Raw genomic sequence first — 17,483 nt, forward strand, 5'->3', positions numbered from 1 at the left:
ATTACTGATATTTTTTGATTAATGGCAAAATTTCATTTTGTATGTTTTGCGGGTTCAATTCACCTACAATTTTGTGTCTGATAATTCCATTCTTATCAATCAGGAATGTTTCAGGAGCTCCGTACACTCCGAAATCAATTCCAACCCGACCATCTTTATCAACCAAAATATCGGTGTAAGGGTTGCCAAATTGTTTGAGCCATTGTTTAGCGTTCGCTTCTTCGTCTTTATAATTCAAACCATAAACCGGAATGATTTTTTGTCGTGCAAACTCTGTAACCATCGGATGCTCAATTCGGCAATTCGGACACCAACTTGCCCAAACATTGAGCAAATACATTTGCCCTTTTAATGTATCGTTTGTAATCGTTTTGTCAGACAATAGTGCAGGAACTGAAAAATTTGGAACCGGTTTATCAATCAAAGCCGATGGCAAGAGTCGGGTGTTTTTCCCAAGCCCATTGTATAAAAGCACAATTAGACCAATAAAAATCACCAATGGAATCAATGCTTTAATGACAGTTCTATTCATGCTTTCAGGTAATTCTCAATATTTTGTTTCTGAACTTGCTTGGCATGCAATTTGTACTTGCGGTCAAATGCCGCCCAAAAACCACCAATCATCATTAGTAAACCGCCACCCCACATCCAGCGAATAAACGGTTTAACATAAACCCGAACAGCCCAACCGCCATTATCGTTGATTTGTTCGCCCAGTGAAATATACAAATCTCTGGTGAATCCAGGGTCAATCGCCGCTTCGGTCATTGGATTGCTTCGACGCAAATAAATGCGTTTTTGCGGATTCATATCTGCAACGTGTTCATTATTTTTAGTAACAACGAAATGTCCGACATCTGCCATATAGTTCTCGATTTGTTTTTGCTCCACACCTTTAAATTCAACGGAATAACCCTGAACCATTTGCACTTCATTGGGATACATCAAAGTGTCAATCTCGAAATCTGTATGTTCCGTCATGGAAACTCCAAAGAGATAAACAGCAAAGCCAAAGTGAGCAATATGCATTCCCCATAATCCCCGAGTTAACTTCCAACTGCTCTTCAGTGCAAACAGTATCGAAGTGAATACCCAAAAAGAGGCAAAAACACCTAAGGTGGCTTTAATATTTAATCCTTTAAAATACCAAACCGCAAGTAATGTCATAGAAACTGAAACCACAAAAGCAGGAATCAATTTCATAATGATTCGGATAAATTCATCTTTTCGCCAGCGATATAGAACACCCAAAGGCAACATCATCACTACCGGAATCATAAACATAAAAAACATTGAACCGAAATAGGGTGGTCCAACAGAAATCTTTTTATCAAATGCTTCAAAAATCAGCGGGAATAATGTTCCCATTAGAACCATAAAACAAACTGTTATGAATAAAATTGAGTTTATCAACAGCATCGTTTCTCTGGAACTGAGCTGAAACCCTCCGGCAGATTTAAGTTTATGCGCTCTTATTGCATAAAGAAACAACGAACCACCGGCATAAGCTGCAAGTAGTGCTAGGACGAAAACACCTCTCGTTGGATCACTTGCAAAGGCGTGAACAGAGGTTAATACACCTGAACGAACCAAAAAAGTACCTAGTACACTCAAACTGAATGCTATGATTGCCAATAATACCGTCCAACCACGGAAAGCATTGCGTTTTTCACTCACAGCCTGAACGTGAATCAAACCAACCGCTGCCAGCCAGGGTAAAAATGACGCATTTTCAACCGGATCCCAAAACCACCAGCCGCCCCAGCCGAGCTCATAATAAGCCCACCAACTTCCAAGGACAATTCCTAGAGTTAAGCATCCCCAGGCAATATTTGTCCACGGACGAGACCAGCGAATCCAGTTTTCATCAATTTTTCCACCCAATAATGCTGCAACTGATAATGCAAACGGAACTGATAAACCAACATATCCCATGTATAAAATTGGCGGATGAATAATCAAACCAATATCCTGTAAAAGCGGATTCAAATCATTGCCATCCATCGGTGCGGGAAATGTCCTTAAGAAAGGATTGGAAGTGATATAAACAAATGCTGCGAATCCCAAAGAAATAACACCCAGAATAGCTAAAACTCTGGCAATTTGTTTCAGAGACAAAGATTTTGAGAACAATGCAACCATGGCAGTCCATAATGCCTGAATTGTCACCCAAAGCAACATGGAACCCTCATGAGCTCCCCAGGTTGCAGAAATTCGGTAACGAACCGGTAAAATCAGGTTTGAATTTCGCCAGACATAAGCCACAGAAAAATCCTGAATCACGAATAATGTCACCAGAATTAAAAATGAAGTCAATGTGAAAATCAGTTGCAAATACGCCAATGGACGTGCTGTTTTCATCAACTGTGAGTTATTTGTATAAAATCCCCAAATCGGTAATATTGTCAGCAATAAGGAAACAACCAGTGCAAAGGCGAGGGTGAATTGTCCAATTTCAGCAAGCATTGTTAATCCTTTCCTTTGTAATCCGGGCTTTCTTTGGCTTTTTTCAGCGAGTCAGCAACTTCAGGAGGCATATAGTTTTCGTCATGTTTTGCTAATATCTCTTCCGCATGGAAAACATTATTTTTATCCAGATTGCCAATGGCTACGACACCTTGATCATCTCTGAATAAATCAGGTAAAAGACCTGTGTATTTGATTGCGATGTCTTTGGCATAATCAGTCACTACAAAATCCACATCCAGAGATGTTGTTGACTTGACAATACTGCCTTTTTTCACCATTCCGCCAATACGGAAATTCCGACCTTCTTTTGGATAATCGCCATTATGAACTTCTGTTGGGGACTTATAGAGCAGAATGTTTTCTTTGAATGCGGTTAATATCAGTGCGGTGGCAATGGCTACGCCCAAAAGTATCACTGAAAGAGCTAACAGGCGTTTTTTTCGTGTTGGAGTCATTTTTACCTCAAAATTTGGACTGGATATTATATCTTGTCAGAGCAATTTATGCATTTGAAAAAAGTAGATAAATGAGTGAATTTATTTTTTATCGCAGTATAATCCTTTGAGTCCGAGTAAGTTTGATACCGAAGTGTTATTTTCCATGAAAACTGTACTTACAAAAATGTACAGGAGTATCAAAATTATGACTGACTTTAATATTTTAAATTTCATTCAATGAACCAATAGATTATATTAGTTGATGCTAATATAATGCTTTATTTAATTATTTCAACAGAAAATAGAATTATGAATGCATTAACACCCTTTCATCTGGCAATTCCGGTTAATGACTTAAAGAAATCTCGTGAGTTTTATGGTGAAATTTTAGGCTGTGAAGAAGGCCGAAGTAGTGATATCTGGATTGATTTCAATTTTTACGGTCATCAGTTGGTTTGCCATCTAACTGAAAACAACAATGATGAAAAGCATCATAATCCGGTTGACGGTAAAAGTGTCCCTGTTCCGCATTTCGGAATTGTTATGGAAATGCAACAATGGAAACAACTCAGAGATAAGCTGGAAAGCCACAATCTGGACTTTGTTATTGAACCTTATATTCGCTTTGAAGGACAAGTTGGTGAACAAGCGACCATGTTTTTATACGATTTTTGTGGAAATGCGTTAGAATTCAAAGCATTCGCAAATATTGAAGAAGAGTTATTTAAGAAATAAATTGAAATACTTATGCAAAAATATCCGTTAACCCGAAAAAGAAGGCTCAGATACACCCAATCAATCAGAGATTTAGTCGCTGAAAATACATTGAATTCATCAGATTTAATCTGGCCGGTGTTTGTGCTTGAAGGCGAAAATCGTAGAGAATCCATAAAATCCATGCCCGGCGTTTATCGTTTATCGCAAGATTTGTTGGTTGAAAAACTCACAAAATTATATTCAATGGGTTTGAAAGCCGTGGCGTTGTTTCCGGTAGTGACCGCCGAAAAGAAATCGGAACTGGCAGAAGAGGCTTATAACTCTGACGGCTTGGTGCAACGAACCATTCGCAAAATTAAATCGGCACTGCCTGATATTTTAGTGATTTCTGATATTGCGCTCGATCCGTTTACAATTCATGGGCAAGATGGATTGATTGATGAAAGCGGCTATGTTTTGAATGATGAAACGGTCGAAGTTCTTTGTAAACAAGCGGTTTCACATGCCAGAGCCGGTGTGGATATTGTCGCTCCGTCAGATATGATGGACGGACGGATTCTGAAAGTTCGTGAAGCGTTGGAATCCTATGGTTATATCAACACTTCGATTCTGGCTTATTCGGCAAAGTATGCCAGTTGTTTTTACGGACCATTTCGCGATGCAGTCGGTTCTGCCGGAAATCTGGGAAAAAGCACCAAGGAAAACTATCAGATGAATCCCGCCAATGGCAAAGAAGCGTTGGATGAAATCGCTATGGATATTGATGAAGGAGCAGATATGGTGATGGTTAAACCCGGATTGCCTTATCTTGATATCATTAAATCGGCATCAGAAACATTTAACACACCGGTTTTTGCCTATCAGGTGAGTGGCGAGTATGCGATGCTGCAAAGTGCGATAGATAATGGTTTTTTAGACGAGAAAAAAGCGATTCTTGAAAGTTTGCTTTGTTTTAAAAGAGCAGGGTGCGATGCGATTCTAACTTATTATGCCGATCGGGTTTTAGAATATCTCAATGAGTAAAACCTACAAATTAGCTTTATTCGGTAATCCGGTGAGTCATAGCTTGTCGCCAAAGATTCACCAGAATTTTGCTGAACAATTTGGTTTGAAAATTCAATATGATTTAATAAAAGTAGAATCAGAAAATTTGCATCAAGCGGTCATTGATTTCTTCAAAAATGGTGGACATGGTGCCAATGTGACACTTCCGCATAAACAACAAGTTATTGAATCTATTGGTGATATTTCAGAAACTGCTAAGCAGGCACAAGCTGTCAATACACTATATTTGAATGACGAAAGACAAATTTGTGGAGAAAATACCGACGGAATCGGCTTTATCAATGATTTATTCAACCGCTGTCACTTTGACTGTAACGGTAAGAGTATTTTGATTCTGGGAGCCGGAGGAGCTGCACAAGGAATTGTTCCTGAAATCATGAAAAACCAGCCAAAATCATTAGTTATTGCCAACAGAAGTATCGAAAAAGCCGCAAAAATAGCTGTTTACAACAATTCTAAATCTATGACCTTTGATGAACTCAATCACTTCGATCAATCCTTCGACCTTATCATCCACGCCAGTTCACTCGGCCATAAAGGACAAACTCTCAAGTTCAAACAACATCATTACCACTCAAAAACTCTAGGCTACGACCTCAGCTACGGCAAAGCCGCCAAACCCTTTCTGGACTTTTGTGATTCAATGAAAATTCAAGCCTATGACGGACTTGGAATGCTTATCGAACAAGCCGCAGTTGCTTTTGAGATTTGGTTTGGAAAAAAACCGGAAACTAAAAAAGTCTTGTTTTAATCTCAATTCTCAATATATTCTGATAATGTTGTAAAAATCTCTTCAATCTTTGAAAAATATGCCTCGTGTAAAACATCTCCTTTTTTAGATTTGGGATTTGCCAAGAAAAGTTTAAACTCTCCATTTAGAAGGCTTTTTCCAGAAATTTTCAAGGAAAAATTAGTCGTAGTTTCTTTTGACTTCTGAATTTTCGATTCTTTACAAGTAGTCATAATAAGTTTGTAATTATCGTATATTTCAATTTTTTCAATATCTTTAAACTCGACAACTGATTCCGTGATTTTTTGTTGTTTGTCAGTATCAAACAGTATTGCTTTCTTTGAATTTTTATCTAAATAGATAGCTTTAGTACCCATATAATCAACTATTTTGTTGGATATATCGAACTCTGGAATTAATTTAACTAATTTATCAAACTTTTCATTACTTTGTTTTTCTGAAATTAGTGCAAATAATATAATGAGTCCCAATACCCCAAATATTATACCAATAATAATTGGAAACAAACTTAGGCCTTTGTTCTCATCTTCTGTCATGTAGTATCCATACACAAATGTCCCTTTGGTTCCAGTTCTCTTAACGCTACAATCAAAAAATAAACCAGTTGATGTAAATCCAGACACCTGATCAGGTTTATCAGTTGTTATTTTCATTTTTGATGAATGAGTTTGCATTTTAATTGTTTGAACACATTGTTGAATTGTAAAGAATTCACCACCATATGTTTCAGCATGGAGTGAAAAGGTTAACAGCAATACCAACACCATCTGTAGGAACTTAAATATTTTCATAGATTTCATATTTGTAAATTTCTTTTTATTTCAGAGGGTTAAATTTCCTCACATCCAGTTTTTTCTGTTGAGAAATATCGGTTAACGGCTCACAAGCTTTCATACTTTCAAGGCTTCTGACGGCGAGTTGTTGGTAAAGTGCCGTGCCTTCACTTTTCCATTGGATTTCTTTGTCGGTGACCTGGCGTTTGATTTCAGCGGGAATTCCGGCGATGATGGAGCGGGCAGGGGCTTTGAAGTTGGGTTTGATGTAGCTGAGGGCAGCTATCATGCACTCATCACCAATTTCGGCATTATCCATAATGACGGATTGAATTCCTACCATGCAGTTTTTACCAATGGTACAACCGTGAATCACCGCTCCATGCGAGACATGAGCGTTTTCTTTGAGTAGAGTTACTCCATTTGGAAAACCATGTGCTACGCACATATCCTGAAAGTTGACTCCATTTTCGAGTATGATCGTACCATAATCGCCACGAATTGAGGCATTTGGTCCGATATAGCAGTTCTTGCCAATTTGTACCGAACCAATGATGACCGCTGTTGGATGCACAAAACTGGATGGGTGAATGACCGGTTTGACTCCGTCAATTTCATAGATATTTTTCATGCAAATGAGTATAATCTCTGCTGAACAAAAATACAATCTTGCCAAATGACTAATCATAACTATGAAACGATCAACTTTAGTGTTGAGAACCATGTTGCTCGCATCGAGTTTAACAGACCTGATAAGCTCAATGCTTTTTCAAAAACCATGCATGCGGAATTTTTTCAGATTTTGAAATCTGTTGCCGCGAATGATGATTTACGTTGTGTGCTTTTAACTGGTGCCGGTCGTGGATTTTGTGCCGGACAAGATTTAGGCGAAAGAAAAACCGATCAGCCGATGGATTTGGGTGATACATTGGAAAAAGGTTATAACACGAATCTTAGAATTCTGAAAAAAATCAGAGCACCGATAATCTGTGCAGTGAATGGAGTTGCTGCCGGAGCCGGAGCCAATATTGCGCTGAATTGTGATATTGTGGTAGCCAAAGAATCGGCGAAATTTATCCAGTCTTTTTCGCAAGTCGGTTTGATTCCGGATTGTAATGGCACCTGGATTTTACCCAAGCTCATCGGTTTGGCTCGAGCCAAAGCTCTAACCATGCTTGCAGAACCTGTTTCAGCACAAAAAGCTGAAGAATTGGGAATGATTTATGCGAGTTATGCAGATGAAGTGTTTGAATACAAAGTGAATCAATTGGTTAGTACGATTGCCAATCGACCAACATTAGCGTTAGCAAATATCAAAGAGCTCATGGAGAAATCCTTTCAAAATACTTATGATGAGCAATTGGATGCAGAGAGAGATGTGCAAAGATTAATGGGCTTAACCCATGATTTTAAAGAAGGTGTGAATGCTTTTACTGAAAAGAGAAAACCAAACTTTAAAGGTTCATAATGCTTGAAAAATTTAAAAATGTCGCTGTCATTGGTGCAGGAACTATGGGCATGGGAATTGCTGAAGTAGCAGCAACTGCGGGACACAATGTAAAAGTTTATGATTTGAACTCTGAATTTGCCGAAAAGTCCAAACAAAAAATGATGGACAGACTCAACTCCAGAGTCCAAAGAGGCAAGATTTCAAAAGAACTCAGTCAACAAGTAAATGACCATGTTTCAATCGTAACGACATTATCAGAATTAAGTGATAGTCATTTAGTGATTGAAGCTATTGTTGAAAATATAGAAATAAAACAAAACCTTTTCAAAGAGTTACAAGAAAAATGTAATGCAAATACTCTTTATGCGACAAACACATCTTCGATTTCTGTGACAGCGATTGCATCCGTTTTGAATCAACCTGAAAACATGATTGGTTTGCATTTCTTCAATCCAGCTCCGGTCATGCAATTGGTCGAAGTGATTGCCGGGCTGAAATCCTCTCAGGAAAATTTGGAAGATGGTTTAGAGTTATGCCGAAGTTGGAAAAAAATGCCGGTATTAGCCAAATCGACTCCGGGGTTTATTGTCAATCGTGTGGCTCGTCCTTTTTATGGCGAAGCTCTGAAAATGCTGCAAGAACAAGTCAGCAACCATGCAACCATTGATTGTGTGATGAAATCCGCCGGATTTCGTATGGGACCGTTTGAACTTATGGATTTGATTGGAATTGATGTCAATCTGTCCGTCAGCAAGACGGTGTATCAAGAAATGTTTTATGATCCTCGATACAAGCCATCACTAATTCAACAAGAAATGGTTTATGCCGGAATGCTTGGGCGAAAAAGTGGACTGGGCTTTTACGATTATCAAAACTCAGAGCTGAGTGATTGTATCGGATATGAAAACTTGTACAAACTCGATGAAGAGATTTCCAATCCTTTTGAAAAACTCAATGAACATTATGAAATTGAAATTGAAGGTTGCTTAGTCGCTCTCAGTAATGGACAAACTTGTTCGCAACGTCAGGAAGCAAAGCCGATTGCACAATTTGATTTGTGTCTGAATTATGAAAAAGCAGGGATTTTGACGATTGCTTTCGCTCCGAATTTTCCTCAAGATACTAAACAAAAAATAGTCGCACTCATTCAGAACGCCGGAAAACAGGTTGTTGTTATTGATGATAATCCGGCTTTGATTGCCATGAGAACAGTTTGCATGCTTATCAATGAAGCCGCTGATGCCATTGAAAACGGTGTTTGTAGCAGAGAAGACGTTGATTTAGCGATGCAAAAAGGCGTGAATTATCCCATCGGTCTGATTGATTGGGCTGAAAGGATTGGTATTTCCAAAGTTGTTGAAACGCTTGATAATCTTTATCAATGGTTTGGTGATGACCGTTACCGGGCATCAGCCTGGTTGAGGAAGCAAATTCTATAAAACAAAATTCCCCGAACCGAAATTCGGGGATTGATTGAAGGATTATGCAAATGCTTTATTATCTTTTGCGTGCTTGACTAAAATATCAGCCGGTTTAAAGCGCACTCCGTATTTATCATGCAAATCATTTAGAGTTGCTAAAATGTTACTTGCTCCGTTTGAATTCACATAGCTGAATGGTCCGCCGGTAAATGGTGGGAAGCCCAGGCCTAGTATTGCAGCTAAATCACCATCTGATGCTGAGGATAAAATCCCTTCCTGCAAGCAGAGCAAGGCTTCATTAACCATTGATAAGCCAATTTGGTTTTGAATCGCTTTTTTATCGAGTTCTTTTCGCTCTTCACCACCAAAGTATTTATAAATGTCCTTATTAACCGATTTACGACCTTTTTTCGGATAAGAATAGAAGCCTTTGCCGGATTTTCGACCGAACAGCTTGGCTTCCGAAAGTTTTTGAACGGTATCGTCTTCTTCAACTCCACGTTCTTTGAACAGTTCACCCAATGATCCTCTGGCAATGTGTGCTGCGACATCAATTCCAACTTCATCCAGTAATGCCAATGGTCCAACCGGAAATCCCCAGTCTTTCATGGCATTATCAACATCTTCGATGGATGCTCCTTGTTTTAAAACCTGAATGGCTTCATGAGTCAAGGCTGATAAAATTCTGGTAGTATAAAATCCCGGACCATCCTTAACCACGACAACTGTTTTGCCTTGATCCAATCCAACATTGGTAGCAACTGCTTTGGCTCGGGCTGAAGTTTTATCTGTAACAATAATTTCCAAAAGTGGCATTTTCGGAACTGGTGAAAAATAGTGCATTCCGATAACATTAGCCGGATGATTTGATTTTTCAGCAATTTCAGCAATTGGCAAAGATGAGGTATTGGTTGCAAAAACTGTATTGGCGTTGCAATGAGATTCAACATCCGCAAGAATTTTTTGTTTCAAACCAATATCTTCAAAAACGGCTTCGATGACTAATTCGGAATTCTTCAAATCTTTGTCATTTGTTGTTCCTTTAACCTTCGATAACAATTGATCTCGTTCAACCACACCCATGGCTTTACGTTTTACTAATCCCTCAAAATCGGACCAGATTGTTTTTATAGCTTTACCAATTCCATTCAATGAAATATCTTTCAGAACCACATCATATCCGGCTTTAATAGAAATTTCTGTAATTCCCGCTCCCATAAAACCGGCACCAATCATTGAAATATTATCAACTTGGTGAGTTTTAGCACTACTTTTGAGTTTTTTATTATCCTGCATTGCCAGAAATAATTGAATCAGATTTTTGCAAGCATCAGTTCCATGCAAAAAAGCGAAACCTTCAGATTCCGCTTCCAGACCGGCATCGAATCCGCTATCCAGACCGATTTCCACACAGTCCAGAATTTTTAACGGAGCAGGGTAGTTGCCTCGAGTTTTTGCTGAAACTGTCTGGCGAGCTTTTTTTAACACGAAATTTCGTCCGAACGGAGTGCCTTCAAGAACTTTATCGAGCATGCCTTTTTTGCGAGGTTTTCTTTTCACACCACCTTTATTGGCAAAATCACGAGCGGTTTTAATCGCAGCTTGTAATAATCCTTCTTTGTGAATCAACTCATCAACCAAGCCAATTTTCTTGGCTTTGAAAGGATAAACATTTTTACCGGTTAACAACATATCCAGAGCATTGCGCAATCCGACCAGTTTGACACTGCGTTGAGTTCCGCCACCACCGGGTAACAGTCCAAGTTTGACTTCAGGTAATCCAAAGACTGTTTTTTTATCGGTACTGGCAATTCGGTAATGACATGCTAATGCCAGCTCCATTCCGCCTCCTAAAGTTGCGCCATTGATTGCCGCAATAACAGGCTTGTTTAACTTGGATAATCGGGTTAACAGTTTATTACCACCACGAGATAATTCTCCGGCTTCTTCGCTGCTTTTCATTTGCATGAATTCCTTAATATCTGCACCGGCAACCCAGCAATCAGGTTTCGCACTATAAAGAACTGCAGCTTTTATATCGTTATCTTGCTCTATAGTATCCATAAGATTTGAAAAATCATCGAGCATTTTTGCGGATAACACATTAACCGGTGAATTGGCTTGATCAAGAACGACAACAGCAACATCATCGTGTTTTTGTATTGTGAAATAGGCCATTATGAATTCTCCTTGTTAACTGTTTTCTTTGTGGTTTTCTTCACCACTTTTTTACTCACTTTTTTTGCAGTTTTCTTCGCAACTTTTTTTGTGGTCTTTGGTTTGGCAGTTGCATTTAGTTTTCGTAACAGAATACTGCTGCCTTGCCCGCCTGCTGCACAGGCCGAAATCAAGGCATACTCACCATCCGATTCATTCAATCGTCTGGCTGCGGAAATTAACAAACGACCGCCGGTTGCACCAAATGGATGTCCTAAACTTAGAGAACCACCTTGTGTATTGATTCTATCCATTGGAATTTCACCAAATGCATCATTCAGACCTAATCTGTTCACGCAAAATTCTTTATCTTGCAAGGCTTTTAGATTCGCAAGTACCTGTCCGGCAAAAGCCTCATGAATCTCATAAACATCGACATCATCAATCTTCAAACCGGCTTCATTTAAAAGTTTTGGAATGGTGAATGCCGGTCCGAGTAACAGTTCACCATCAGGATTATGAGCTGAGTATTGATAACCGTAGATGACTAGGTTGGGGTTATAACCTTGCTTTTTAGCTTCTTCAATATCCATGAGCAAGCATGCAGATGCTCCATCTGTTAAAGGAGAGGCATTACCAGCTGTAACTGTGCCATTAGGTTTAACAAAAACAGGGCGTAATTTCGACAGTTTTTCCATGCTACTGTCAGCATAGAACGTATTATCCTGTTCTAAAGGTTCAAAAGCGGGTGCCGGCATGACCGCTTGAACTTCATCTTTAAATTTGCCTTCTTCCCATGCTTTAGCTGCCAATTGATGAGAACGTAATGCGAATTCGTCTTGTTCCTCACGCGTGACACCAAATCGGGCAGCCAGTCTATCCGCGTCTTGTCCCATCGTTTGACCGGTGGAAAATTCAGCAATGGCAGGTGCAACCGGGATCAGGTCTTTAAATTTGAATTGTCTGAATAATCTCCAGTAATCACCAAAGCCTTTGGCTCTTTGGGCTTTCAATAAAACAGCTTTGAAGTTATCTGAGATTCGAACCGGTGCATCAGAAGTTGATTCCACGCCACCGGCAACAGCGGTTTTAAGAGTTCCAGCTTGTATGGCTTCCACAGTATTTGTAATCGCACGATTAGCTGAAATGCAGGCTTGTGTCACTGTAAAAGCAGGGGTGGATAAATCATATCCTGCGCCAATGAGGCTCTCTCTTGCAACATTACTGGTTGCAGAATTATGAATCACACATCCCATTGTAACTTGTTCGCATTGGTCTTGCAGAATGGGGTTTCTTTGCTTGAGAGCGAGCAGGGCTTCTCTACCTAAATCATAAGATCTAAGTTTTCCATAGACTCCGGGTGATTTAGCAAACGGAGTCCGCACACCATCAATAAATGCAACTTTTGCCTGTTTAAATATCATAGCTGTTCCTGATTTTTATTTATCGGAACATTTTCACCATACGCAAGCGTATTGTCAAGTTCAGGAACCGTGTCAACAGAAAATATAACATGAGAATTACAATTTTAAAGCAGAAATTAAAACTTATATAATATTAAAAATTGTAACAATTTTGTCACATTATTTTCATATTATGTCGCCAATTATTAATTTAGGTTTAAATACTATGAAAAAAATTAAATCAACTTTATTGGCTTTATCAGTTGCAGCCAGCTTCAATGTAAGCTCCGCTGAAAGAGATTATATTTCAATTGTTGGTTCTTCAACAGTATACCCTTTCTCAACAGTAGTTGCAGAAAGATTTGGTAAATCAACTGATTTCAAAACACCTAAAATTGAATCGACAGGTACAGGTGGTGGAATGAAACTGTTCTGTAAAGGCGTTGGTGTTGATACTGCCGACATTACAAATGCTTCCCGCAGAATTAAATCCAGTGAATTTGAAATGTGTAAGGAAAACGGTGTTGATGGAATTGTTGAGGTTTTGATTGGATATGATGGAATTGTTATAGCAAATGCCATCGATTCTTATGAATTCAAATTGAGCCGAAAAGATTTATTTTTAGCTTTGGCAAAAGAAGTACCAACTGATAAAGATGGTGAATTAGTAGCTAACCCCTATAAAACATGGAATGAAGTGAATTCAGAACTTCCTGCAATAGCAATTGAAGTTTTAGGACCTCCTCCAACATCGGGAACGCGCGATGCTTTTGTTGAATTAGCAATGGAAGGCGGTTGTAAAAAGTTTGACTGGATTAAAGCAACAAAAGATTCAGATAAAAACAAATACAAATCCATTTGTCATACCATTCGTGAAGATGGTGCGTATATTGAAGCGGGTGAAAATGATAACCTGATTATTCAGAAACTTCAAAAAAATCCGGATGCACTCGGTATTTTTGGATTTTCTTTTCTTGATCAAAATGCTGATTTAGTGAAGGGTTCACTGGTTGATGGTTCAGCTCCTGAGTTTGAAACAATTGCTGATGGTTCTTATCCGGTTTCTCGTCCGTTATTCTTCTATGTTAAGAAAGCTCATGTTGGCAAAATCCCTGGAATTAAAGAGTTTCTGGATGAATTTACCAGCGAAAAATCCATGGGTGAAGAAGGATACTTAACCGATAAAGGATTAATTCCACTTGGTGGGGACAAATATCAAAAAGTTGTCGATGATGTTCAAAATCTAAACGATCTTTCTTTATAAGATGATGTTAATAGGGGGAATGTGGGTACATTCTCCCGTTTTCACGGCTCATGAATATAAAAATGAATACCGGTACAATCGTTTTATTCTTATTGATTTTTGCAGGCTTTAATTACTTTATTAAGCAGCGCAAAATATATGCTGTTTACCGAGTAAACAGAAAAAAACAGTCCAACAAAATGACTTTGCCAAAATACTTTGGTTATGTCGCTTCGATGTGGTCGTTAATTCCCGCTTTGCTCGTTCTTTTAGCCATTGAAATCATTGATGAACCGTTACTCAAAAGTAACATTACCAATTATGTTCAAGCTGAAAATATAGAAATTGGACAAGATTTGGACTTGTATCTAAATGATATTAAAAATATTAAAACAGATAACATAAAGGATGTTGACCCCATCAAATTAAAAGTTCATGAGCATTATCAAAATTTTGAAACTCTGATATCTAAAGCTAAAACAATTATTGTAATTTCATTGGCGGTATTGATGACAATATTTGGTTTCAAAAAAGTCACAATCAATACGCCGGCACGGGTTTATTTTGAAAAAGTCATTGAGATTATTCTGCTGCTAGCAGCGACAATTGCTATTTTGACAACCGTTGGAATTGTTCTGTCTGTTTTATTTGAGTCTTTAAGGTTTTTTGGAGAAGTACCAATTCTGGACTTTATGTTTGGAACGGAATGGTCACCGCAAACAGCGATTCGTAGTGATCAGGTTGGTTCTTCAGCGGCTTTTGGAGCTGTCCCGTTATTTGTCGGAACTATGTTAATTTCCGCAGTTGCGTTGTTTGTTTCCGTTCCGCTTGGATTGATGAGCGCGATATTCTTATCCGAATATGCGTCATCAAAATTCAGATCATTTGCCAAACCAGTGTTGGAAATTCTGGCCGGAATTCCAACCGTTGTTTACGGTTTCTTCGCAGCATTGACCGTTGCTCCTTTTATACGTGAACTCGGAACATCAATGGGGCTTTCTGTAGCTTCTGAAAGTGCCTTGGCAGCCGGTGTGGTTATGGGAATAATGATTATTCCTTTTGTTTCATCGTTGGCTGATGATGTGATTTCCGCCGTTCCAAATGCTATGCGTGAGGGGTCGCTCGGTTTAGGTGCAACTAAGTCTGAAACAATCATCAAAGTGCTTATTCCAGCCGCATTGCCCGGAATTGTTGGTGGTGTGTTATTGGCGGCTTCCCGTGCTATTGGTGAAACTATGATTGTAGTGATGGCGGCGGGTTTGGCAGCAAATCTAACTGTGAATCCTTTGGAAGCAGTTACAACGGTTACTGTGCAAATTGTGACATTACTGACAGGTGATCAGGAGTTTGATAGTGCCAAAACATTAGCGGCATTTGCTTTAGGGTTAATGCTTTTCGTAACAACTTTGATATTAAATGTCATCGCATTGCATGTGGTCAGAAAATACAGAGAACAGTATGATTAGTAAGATTAGTAACACCGAAAAAGTTAAAAAGAGCCTTAAAAGCAGATACTTAAAAGAAAAAATATTTAAGTTCGTTGGTTTGTCTTCTATCTTTGTAGCGTTCTTTTTCTTGTTGATTTTGTTATCTGATGTCATGATGAAGGCATTTCCGGCATTTATTCAAACTAAAGTTGAGTTGGAATTGGATTTATCGGAAGAAAATACTGGGGTGTCTGCAAAATCAGATATCAAAGAGATCAAAGACGTTGATTATAGAAAAATCATTCGAGATGCTCTTTCTGCAGAGTTTCCGGAAGTAAAAAAACGCGCTGAAAAGAAAACCATGTATTCAATTATTAGTACCGGTGCAGAATTCCAATTGAGAGATATGATAGTTGACAATCCTCAGTTGATTGGTAGTAAACAAAAAATTGAGCTAGTCGCTGACGATAATTTTGATGCATTAGCTAAAGGTCAAATCGAGTTGGATGGTGAGCAAAAAAGATTGGACGAACTAACGGTAAGTCTTTACAAAAAATTATTGGCCGAAAACAAAATCAACAAAACATTCAACTGGCAATTTTTTAAAGTTGGCGACTCCAGAGAACCGGAACAAGCCGGTATTAAAGGAGCAGTTATCGGCTCTTTATACACTATTTTAGTCACTTTGTTACTTTCTTTTCCGGTAGCTGTCGCTGCTGCGATTTATCTGGAAGAGTTCGCACCGAAGAATCGATTTATAGATTTTATTGAAATCAATATTAATAACTTGGCGGCAGTACCTTCAATCGTCTTTGGATTATTGGGTCTAGCGGTATTTATTAACTTTTTCTCCTTACCGAGATCGGCTCCGCTGGTTGGTGGTATTGTTTTATCTTTAATGACTCTTCCAACCATTATTATCGCTGCACGTTCGGCAATTAAAGCTGTTCCCCCTTCACTTCGTGAAGCTGCTTTGGGTTTAGGAGCTTCAAAGATGCAAACGGTATTCCATCATGTTTTTCCGGCGGCATTGCCGGGAATATTGACCGGAACGATTATCGGGATGGCTCAGGCACTTGGAGAAACAGCACCGTTATTAATGATTGGCATGGTTGCATTTATTGTTGATATTCCTCAGGCTATTACTGATCCGGCGACTGTTTTACCGGTTCAGGTATTTTTATGGTCAGACTCTCCGGAAAGAGGTTTTTTGGAAAAAACTTCCGCTGCAATTTTAATATTAATTTTATTTCTTATCGCAATGAACGCTTTAGCAATCTACTTGCGTAAGAAATTTGAAAAGAAATGGTAAGATATTGAAACAATGATAGATACACAGATAACAAAAAAGCCAAAAACAATTGCTGAAATTCATGCAGAACACAAAAAGACCGTTGGTCAACCTTTTTGTAAAAATGCCAAATTTTCAACTCGGAATGTGGATGTTTTTTATGGTGATAAACAAGCCATTTTTGATGTTTCACTGGATGTAGGTAAACACGAAGTTGTTGCATTAATCGGTCCTTCCGGTTGTGGCAAATCGACCTATTTACGTTGCCTGAACCGTATGAATGACACCATTGATATTTGTCGCGTTAGTGGTCAGCTTATGCTGGATAATGAAGATATTTATCAAAAATCACAAGATCCGGTTTTATTGAGAGCGAGAGTAGGGATGGTCTTTCAAAAGCCTAACCCTTTCCCAAAATCAATCTACGACAATGTGGCTTATGGCCCCAGAATTCATGGTTTAACTACGAATAAAGCGGAATTAGATGAAGTCGTTGAGCTGTCTTTAACACGAGCAGGGTTATTTGACGAAGTCAAAGATCGTTTGCATGAACCCGGAACCGGTTTATCAGGTGGTCAGCAACAACGTCTTTGTATTGCCAGAACCATTGCTGTTCAGCCCGAGGTCATTTTGATGGATGAGCCAGCTTCAGCGTTGGATCCAATTGCAACTGCAAAAATTGAAGAATTAATCCATGAATTAAAAGAAAATTATACAATTGTTATCGTGACGCACTCAATGCAGCAGGCTGCAAGAGTTTCGCAAAGGACTGCTTATTTTCATTTGGGTAAGTTGATAGAGGTTGGTGATACAAATCAGGTTTTCACCAACCCTGCACATGAATTAACAGAAAAATACATTACCGGTAGGTTTGGATAA

At 38.8% G+C, this 17,483-nt stretch carries 16 protein-coding genes; 9 read left to right on the top strand and 7 right to left on the bottom strand.

Going from position 1 to position 17,483, the window contains the following annotated elements; translation table 11 throughout:
• Nucleotide 1 precedes the first annotated feature (1 nt).
• The 3 genes from R3F25_00340 to ccmE are packed head-to-tail and all read right to left on the bottom strand — an operon-like array spanning nt 2 to nt 2,924.
• Entirely contained in the window at nt 2-532 is a 531-nt protein-coding gene (locus tag R3F25_00340) for a DsbE family thiol:disulfide interchange protein (GenBank protein ID MEZ5495279.1), read from the bottom strand.
• Nucleotides 529-2,466 carry a heme lyase CcmF/NrfE family subunit gene (locus R3F25_00345; protein ID MEZ5495280.1) on the bottom strand — a complete coding sequence of 646 codons (1,938 nt, stop codon included), beginning with the start codon at nt 2,464-2,466 and terminating at the stop codon, nt 529-531. Before R3F25_00345 ends, R3F25_00340 begins: the two co-directional genes overlap by 4 nt.
• Nucleotides 2,467-2,468: 2 nt before the next feature.
• Nucleotides 2,469-2,924 (bottom strand): cytochrome c maturation protein CcmE, encoded by a 456-nt coding sequence (gene ccmE, locus R3F25_00350; protein ID MEZ5495281.1) that lies wholly within the window; start codon nt 2,922-2,924, stop codon nt 2,469-2,471.
• A gap of 291 nt (nt 2,925-3,215) precedes the next feature.
• Here ccmE and R3F25_00355 point away from each other — a divergent pair, with 291 nt between their 5' ends.
• Genes R3F25_00355 through aroE form a run of 3 tightly spaced genes read left to right on the top strand, consistent with a single transcriptional unit; the run spans nt 3,216 to nt 5,439 of the window.
• Nucleotides 3,216-3,641 carry a VOC family protein gene (locus R3F25_00355; protein MEZ5495282.1) on the top strand — a complete coding sequence of 142 codons (426 nt, stop codon included), beginning with the start codon at nt 3,216-3,218 and terminating at the stop codon, nt 3,639-3,641.
• A 12-nt stretch (nt 3,642-3,653) separates the two neighbouring features.
• Nucleotides 3,654-4,646 (top strand): porphobilinogen synthase, encoded by a 993-nt coding sequence (gene hemB / locus R3F25_00360; GenBank protein MEZ5495283.1) that lies wholly within the window; start codon nt 3,654-3,656, stop codon nt 4,644-4,646.
• Complete coding sequence (gene aroE, locus R3F25_00365; protein ID MEZ5495284.1) at nt 4,639-5,439, top strand: shikimate dehydrogenase; 801 nt, start codon at nt 4,639-4,641, stop codon at nt 5,437-5,439. Before hemB ends, aroE begins: the two co-directional genes overlap by 8 nt.
• A gap of 2 nt (nt 5,440-5,441) precedes the next feature.
• Here the strand turns inward: aroE and R3F25_00370 are convergent, their stop codons facing one another.
• Nucleotides 5,442-6,239, bottom strand: a complete 798-nt coding sequence (locus R3F25_00370) for a hypothetical protein (GenBank protein MEZ5495285.1) — start codon at nt 6,237-6,239, stop codon at nt 5,442-5,444.
• A 16-nt stretch (nt 6,240-6,255) separates the two neighbouring features.
• Nucleotides 6,256-6,843, bottom strand: coding sequence for a transferase hexapeptide repeat family protein (locus tag R3F25_00375; protein ID MEZ5495286.1), 588 nt, complete (start codon nt 6,841-6,843; stop codon nt 6,256-6,258).
• Nucleotides 6,844-6,888: 45 nt separating this feature from the next.
• Here R3F25_00375 and R3F25_00380 point away from each other — a divergent pair, with 45 nt between their 5' ends.
• A complete protein-coding gene (locus R3F25_00380) occupies nt 6,889-7,680 on the top strand; it encodes an enoyl-CoA hydratase-related protein (protein ID MEZ5495287.1) in 792 nt (263 codons plus the stop codon).
• Nucleotides 7,680-9,101, top strand: a complete 1,422-nt coding sequence (locus R3F25_00385) for a 3-hydroxyacyl-CoA dehydrogenase (protein MEZ5495288.1) — start codon at nt 7,680-7,682, stop codon at nt 9,099-9,101. The genes R3F25_00380 and R3F25_00385 overlap by 1 nt, the downstream gene beginning before the upstream one ends.
• A gap of 42 nt (nt 9,102-9,143) precedes the next feature.
• Here the strand turns inward: R3F25_00385 and R3F25_00390 are convergent, their stop codons facing one another.
• Both R3F25_00390 and R3F25_00395 read right to left on the bottom strand, forming a co-directional pair.
• Nucleotides 9,144-11,261: a 3-hydroxyacyl-CoA dehydrogenase NAD-binding domain-containing protein gene (locus R3F25_00390; GenBank protein ID MEZ5495289.1), complete on the bottom strand. Its 2,118-nt coding sequence runs from the start codon at nt 11,259-11,261 to the stop codon at nt 9,144-9,146.
• Nucleotides 11,261-12,664: an acetyl-CoA C-acyltransferase gene (locus R3F25_00395; protein ID MEZ5495290.1), complete on the bottom strand. Its 1,404-nt coding sequence runs from the start codon at nt 12,662-12,664 to the stop codon at nt 11,261-11,263. Before R3F25_00395 ends, R3F25_00390 begins: the two co-directional genes overlap by 1 nt.
• Nucleotides 12,665-12,869: 205 nt before the next feature.
• On the opposite strand from R3F25_00395, the gene R3F25_00400 reads away from it, so the two are divergent.
• From R3F25_00400 to pstB, 4 genes are all read left to right on the top strand, one after another.
• Nucleotides 12,870-13,907 carry a PstS family phosphate ABC transporter substrate-binding protein gene (locus tag R3F25_00400; GenBank protein ID MEZ5495291.1) on the top strand — a complete coding sequence of 346 codons (1,038 nt, stop codon included), beginning with the start codon at nt 12,870-12,872 and terminating at the stop codon, nt 13,905-13,907.
• 62 nt (nt 13,908-13,969) lie between these two features.
• Nucleotides 13,970-15,352 (top strand): phosphate ABC transporter permease subunit PstC, encoded by a 1,383-nt coding sequence (gene pstC / locus R3F25_00405; GenBank protein MEZ5495292.1) that lies wholly within the window; start codon nt 13,970-13,972, stop codon nt 15,350-15,352.
• Nucleotides 15,345-16,625: a phosphate ABC transporter permease PstA gene (gene pstA / locus R3F25_00410; protein MEZ5495293.1), complete on the top strand. Its 1,281-nt coding sequence runs from the start codon at nt 15,345-15,347 to the stop codon at nt 16,623-16,625. Before pstC ends, pstA begins: the two co-directional genes overlap by 8 nt.
• Nucleotides 16,626-16,637: 12 nt before the next feature.
• Nucleotides 16,638-17,483: a phosphate ABC transporter ATP-binding protein PstB gene (gene pstB / locus R3F25_00415; GenBank protein ID MEZ5495294.1), complete on the top strand. Its 846-nt coding sequence runs from the start codon at nt 16,638-16,640 to the stop codon at nt 17,481-17,483.

This window comes from Gammaproteobacteria bacterium (assembly GCA_041395445.1).
Classification (GTDB): domain Bacteria; phylum Pseudomonadota; class Gammaproteobacteria; order Xanthomonadales; family Marinicellaceae; genus NORP309.

Coding starts and splice junctions, on each gene's coding strand:
- R3F25_00340 (MEZ5495279.1), bottom strand. CDS start 532: ATGAATAGAACTGTCATTAAAGCATTGATTCCATTGGTGATTTTTATT.
- R3F25_00345 (MEZ5495280.1), bottom strand. CDS start 2,466: ATGCTTGCTGAAATTGGACAATTCACCCTCGCCTTTGCACTGGTTGTT.
- ccmE (MEZ5495281.1), bottom strand. CDS start 2,924: ATGACTCCAACACGAAAAAAACGCCTGTTAGCTCTTTCAGTGATACTT.
- R3F25_00355 (MEZ5495282.1), top strand. CDS start 3,216: ATGAATGCATTAACACCCTTTCATCTGGCAATTCCGGTTAATGACTTA.
- hemB (MEZ5495283.1), top strand. CDS start 3,654: ATGCAAAAATATCCGTTAACCCGAAAAAGAAGGCTCAGATACACCCAA.
- aroE (MEZ5495284.1), top strand. CDS start 4,639: ATGAGTAAAACCTACAAATTAGCTTTATTCGGTAATCCGGTGAGTCAT.
- R3F25_00370 (MEZ5495285.1), bottom strand. CDS start 6,239: ATGAAATCTATGAAAATATTTAAGTTCCTACAGATGGTGTTGGTATTG.
- R3F25_00375 (MEZ5495286.1), bottom strand. CDS start 6,843: ATGAAAAATATCTATGAAATTGACGGAGTCAAACCGGTCATTCACCCA.
- R3F25_00380 (MEZ5495287.1), top strand. CDS start 6,889: ATGACTAATCATAACTATGAAACGATCAACTTTAGTGTTGAGAACCAT.
- R3F25_00385 (MEZ5495288.1), top strand. CDS start 7,680: ATGCTTGAAAAATTTAAAAATGTCGCTGTCATTGGTGCAGGAACTATG.
- R3F25_00390 (MEZ5495289.1), bottom strand. CDS start 11,261: ATGGCCTATTTCACAATACAAAAACACGATGATGTTGCTGTTGTCGTT.
- R3F25_00395 (MEZ5495290.1), bottom strand. CDS start 12,664: ATGATATTTAAACAGGCAAAAGTTGCATTTATTGATGGTGTGCGGACT.
- R3F25_00400 (MEZ5495291.1), top strand. CDS start 12,870: ATGAAAAAAATTAAATCAACTTTATTGGCTTTATCAGTTGCAGCCAGC.
- pstC (MEZ5495292.1), top strand. CDS start 13,970: ATGAATACCGGTACAATCGTTTTATTCTTATTGATTTTTGCAGGCTTT.
- pstA (MEZ5495293.1), top strand. CDS start 15,345: ATGATTAGTAAGATTAGTAACACCGAAAAAGTTAAAAAGAGCCTTAAA.
- pstB (MEZ5495294.1), top strand. CDS start 16,638: ATGATAGATACACAGATAACAAAAAAGCCAAAAACAATTGCTGAAATT.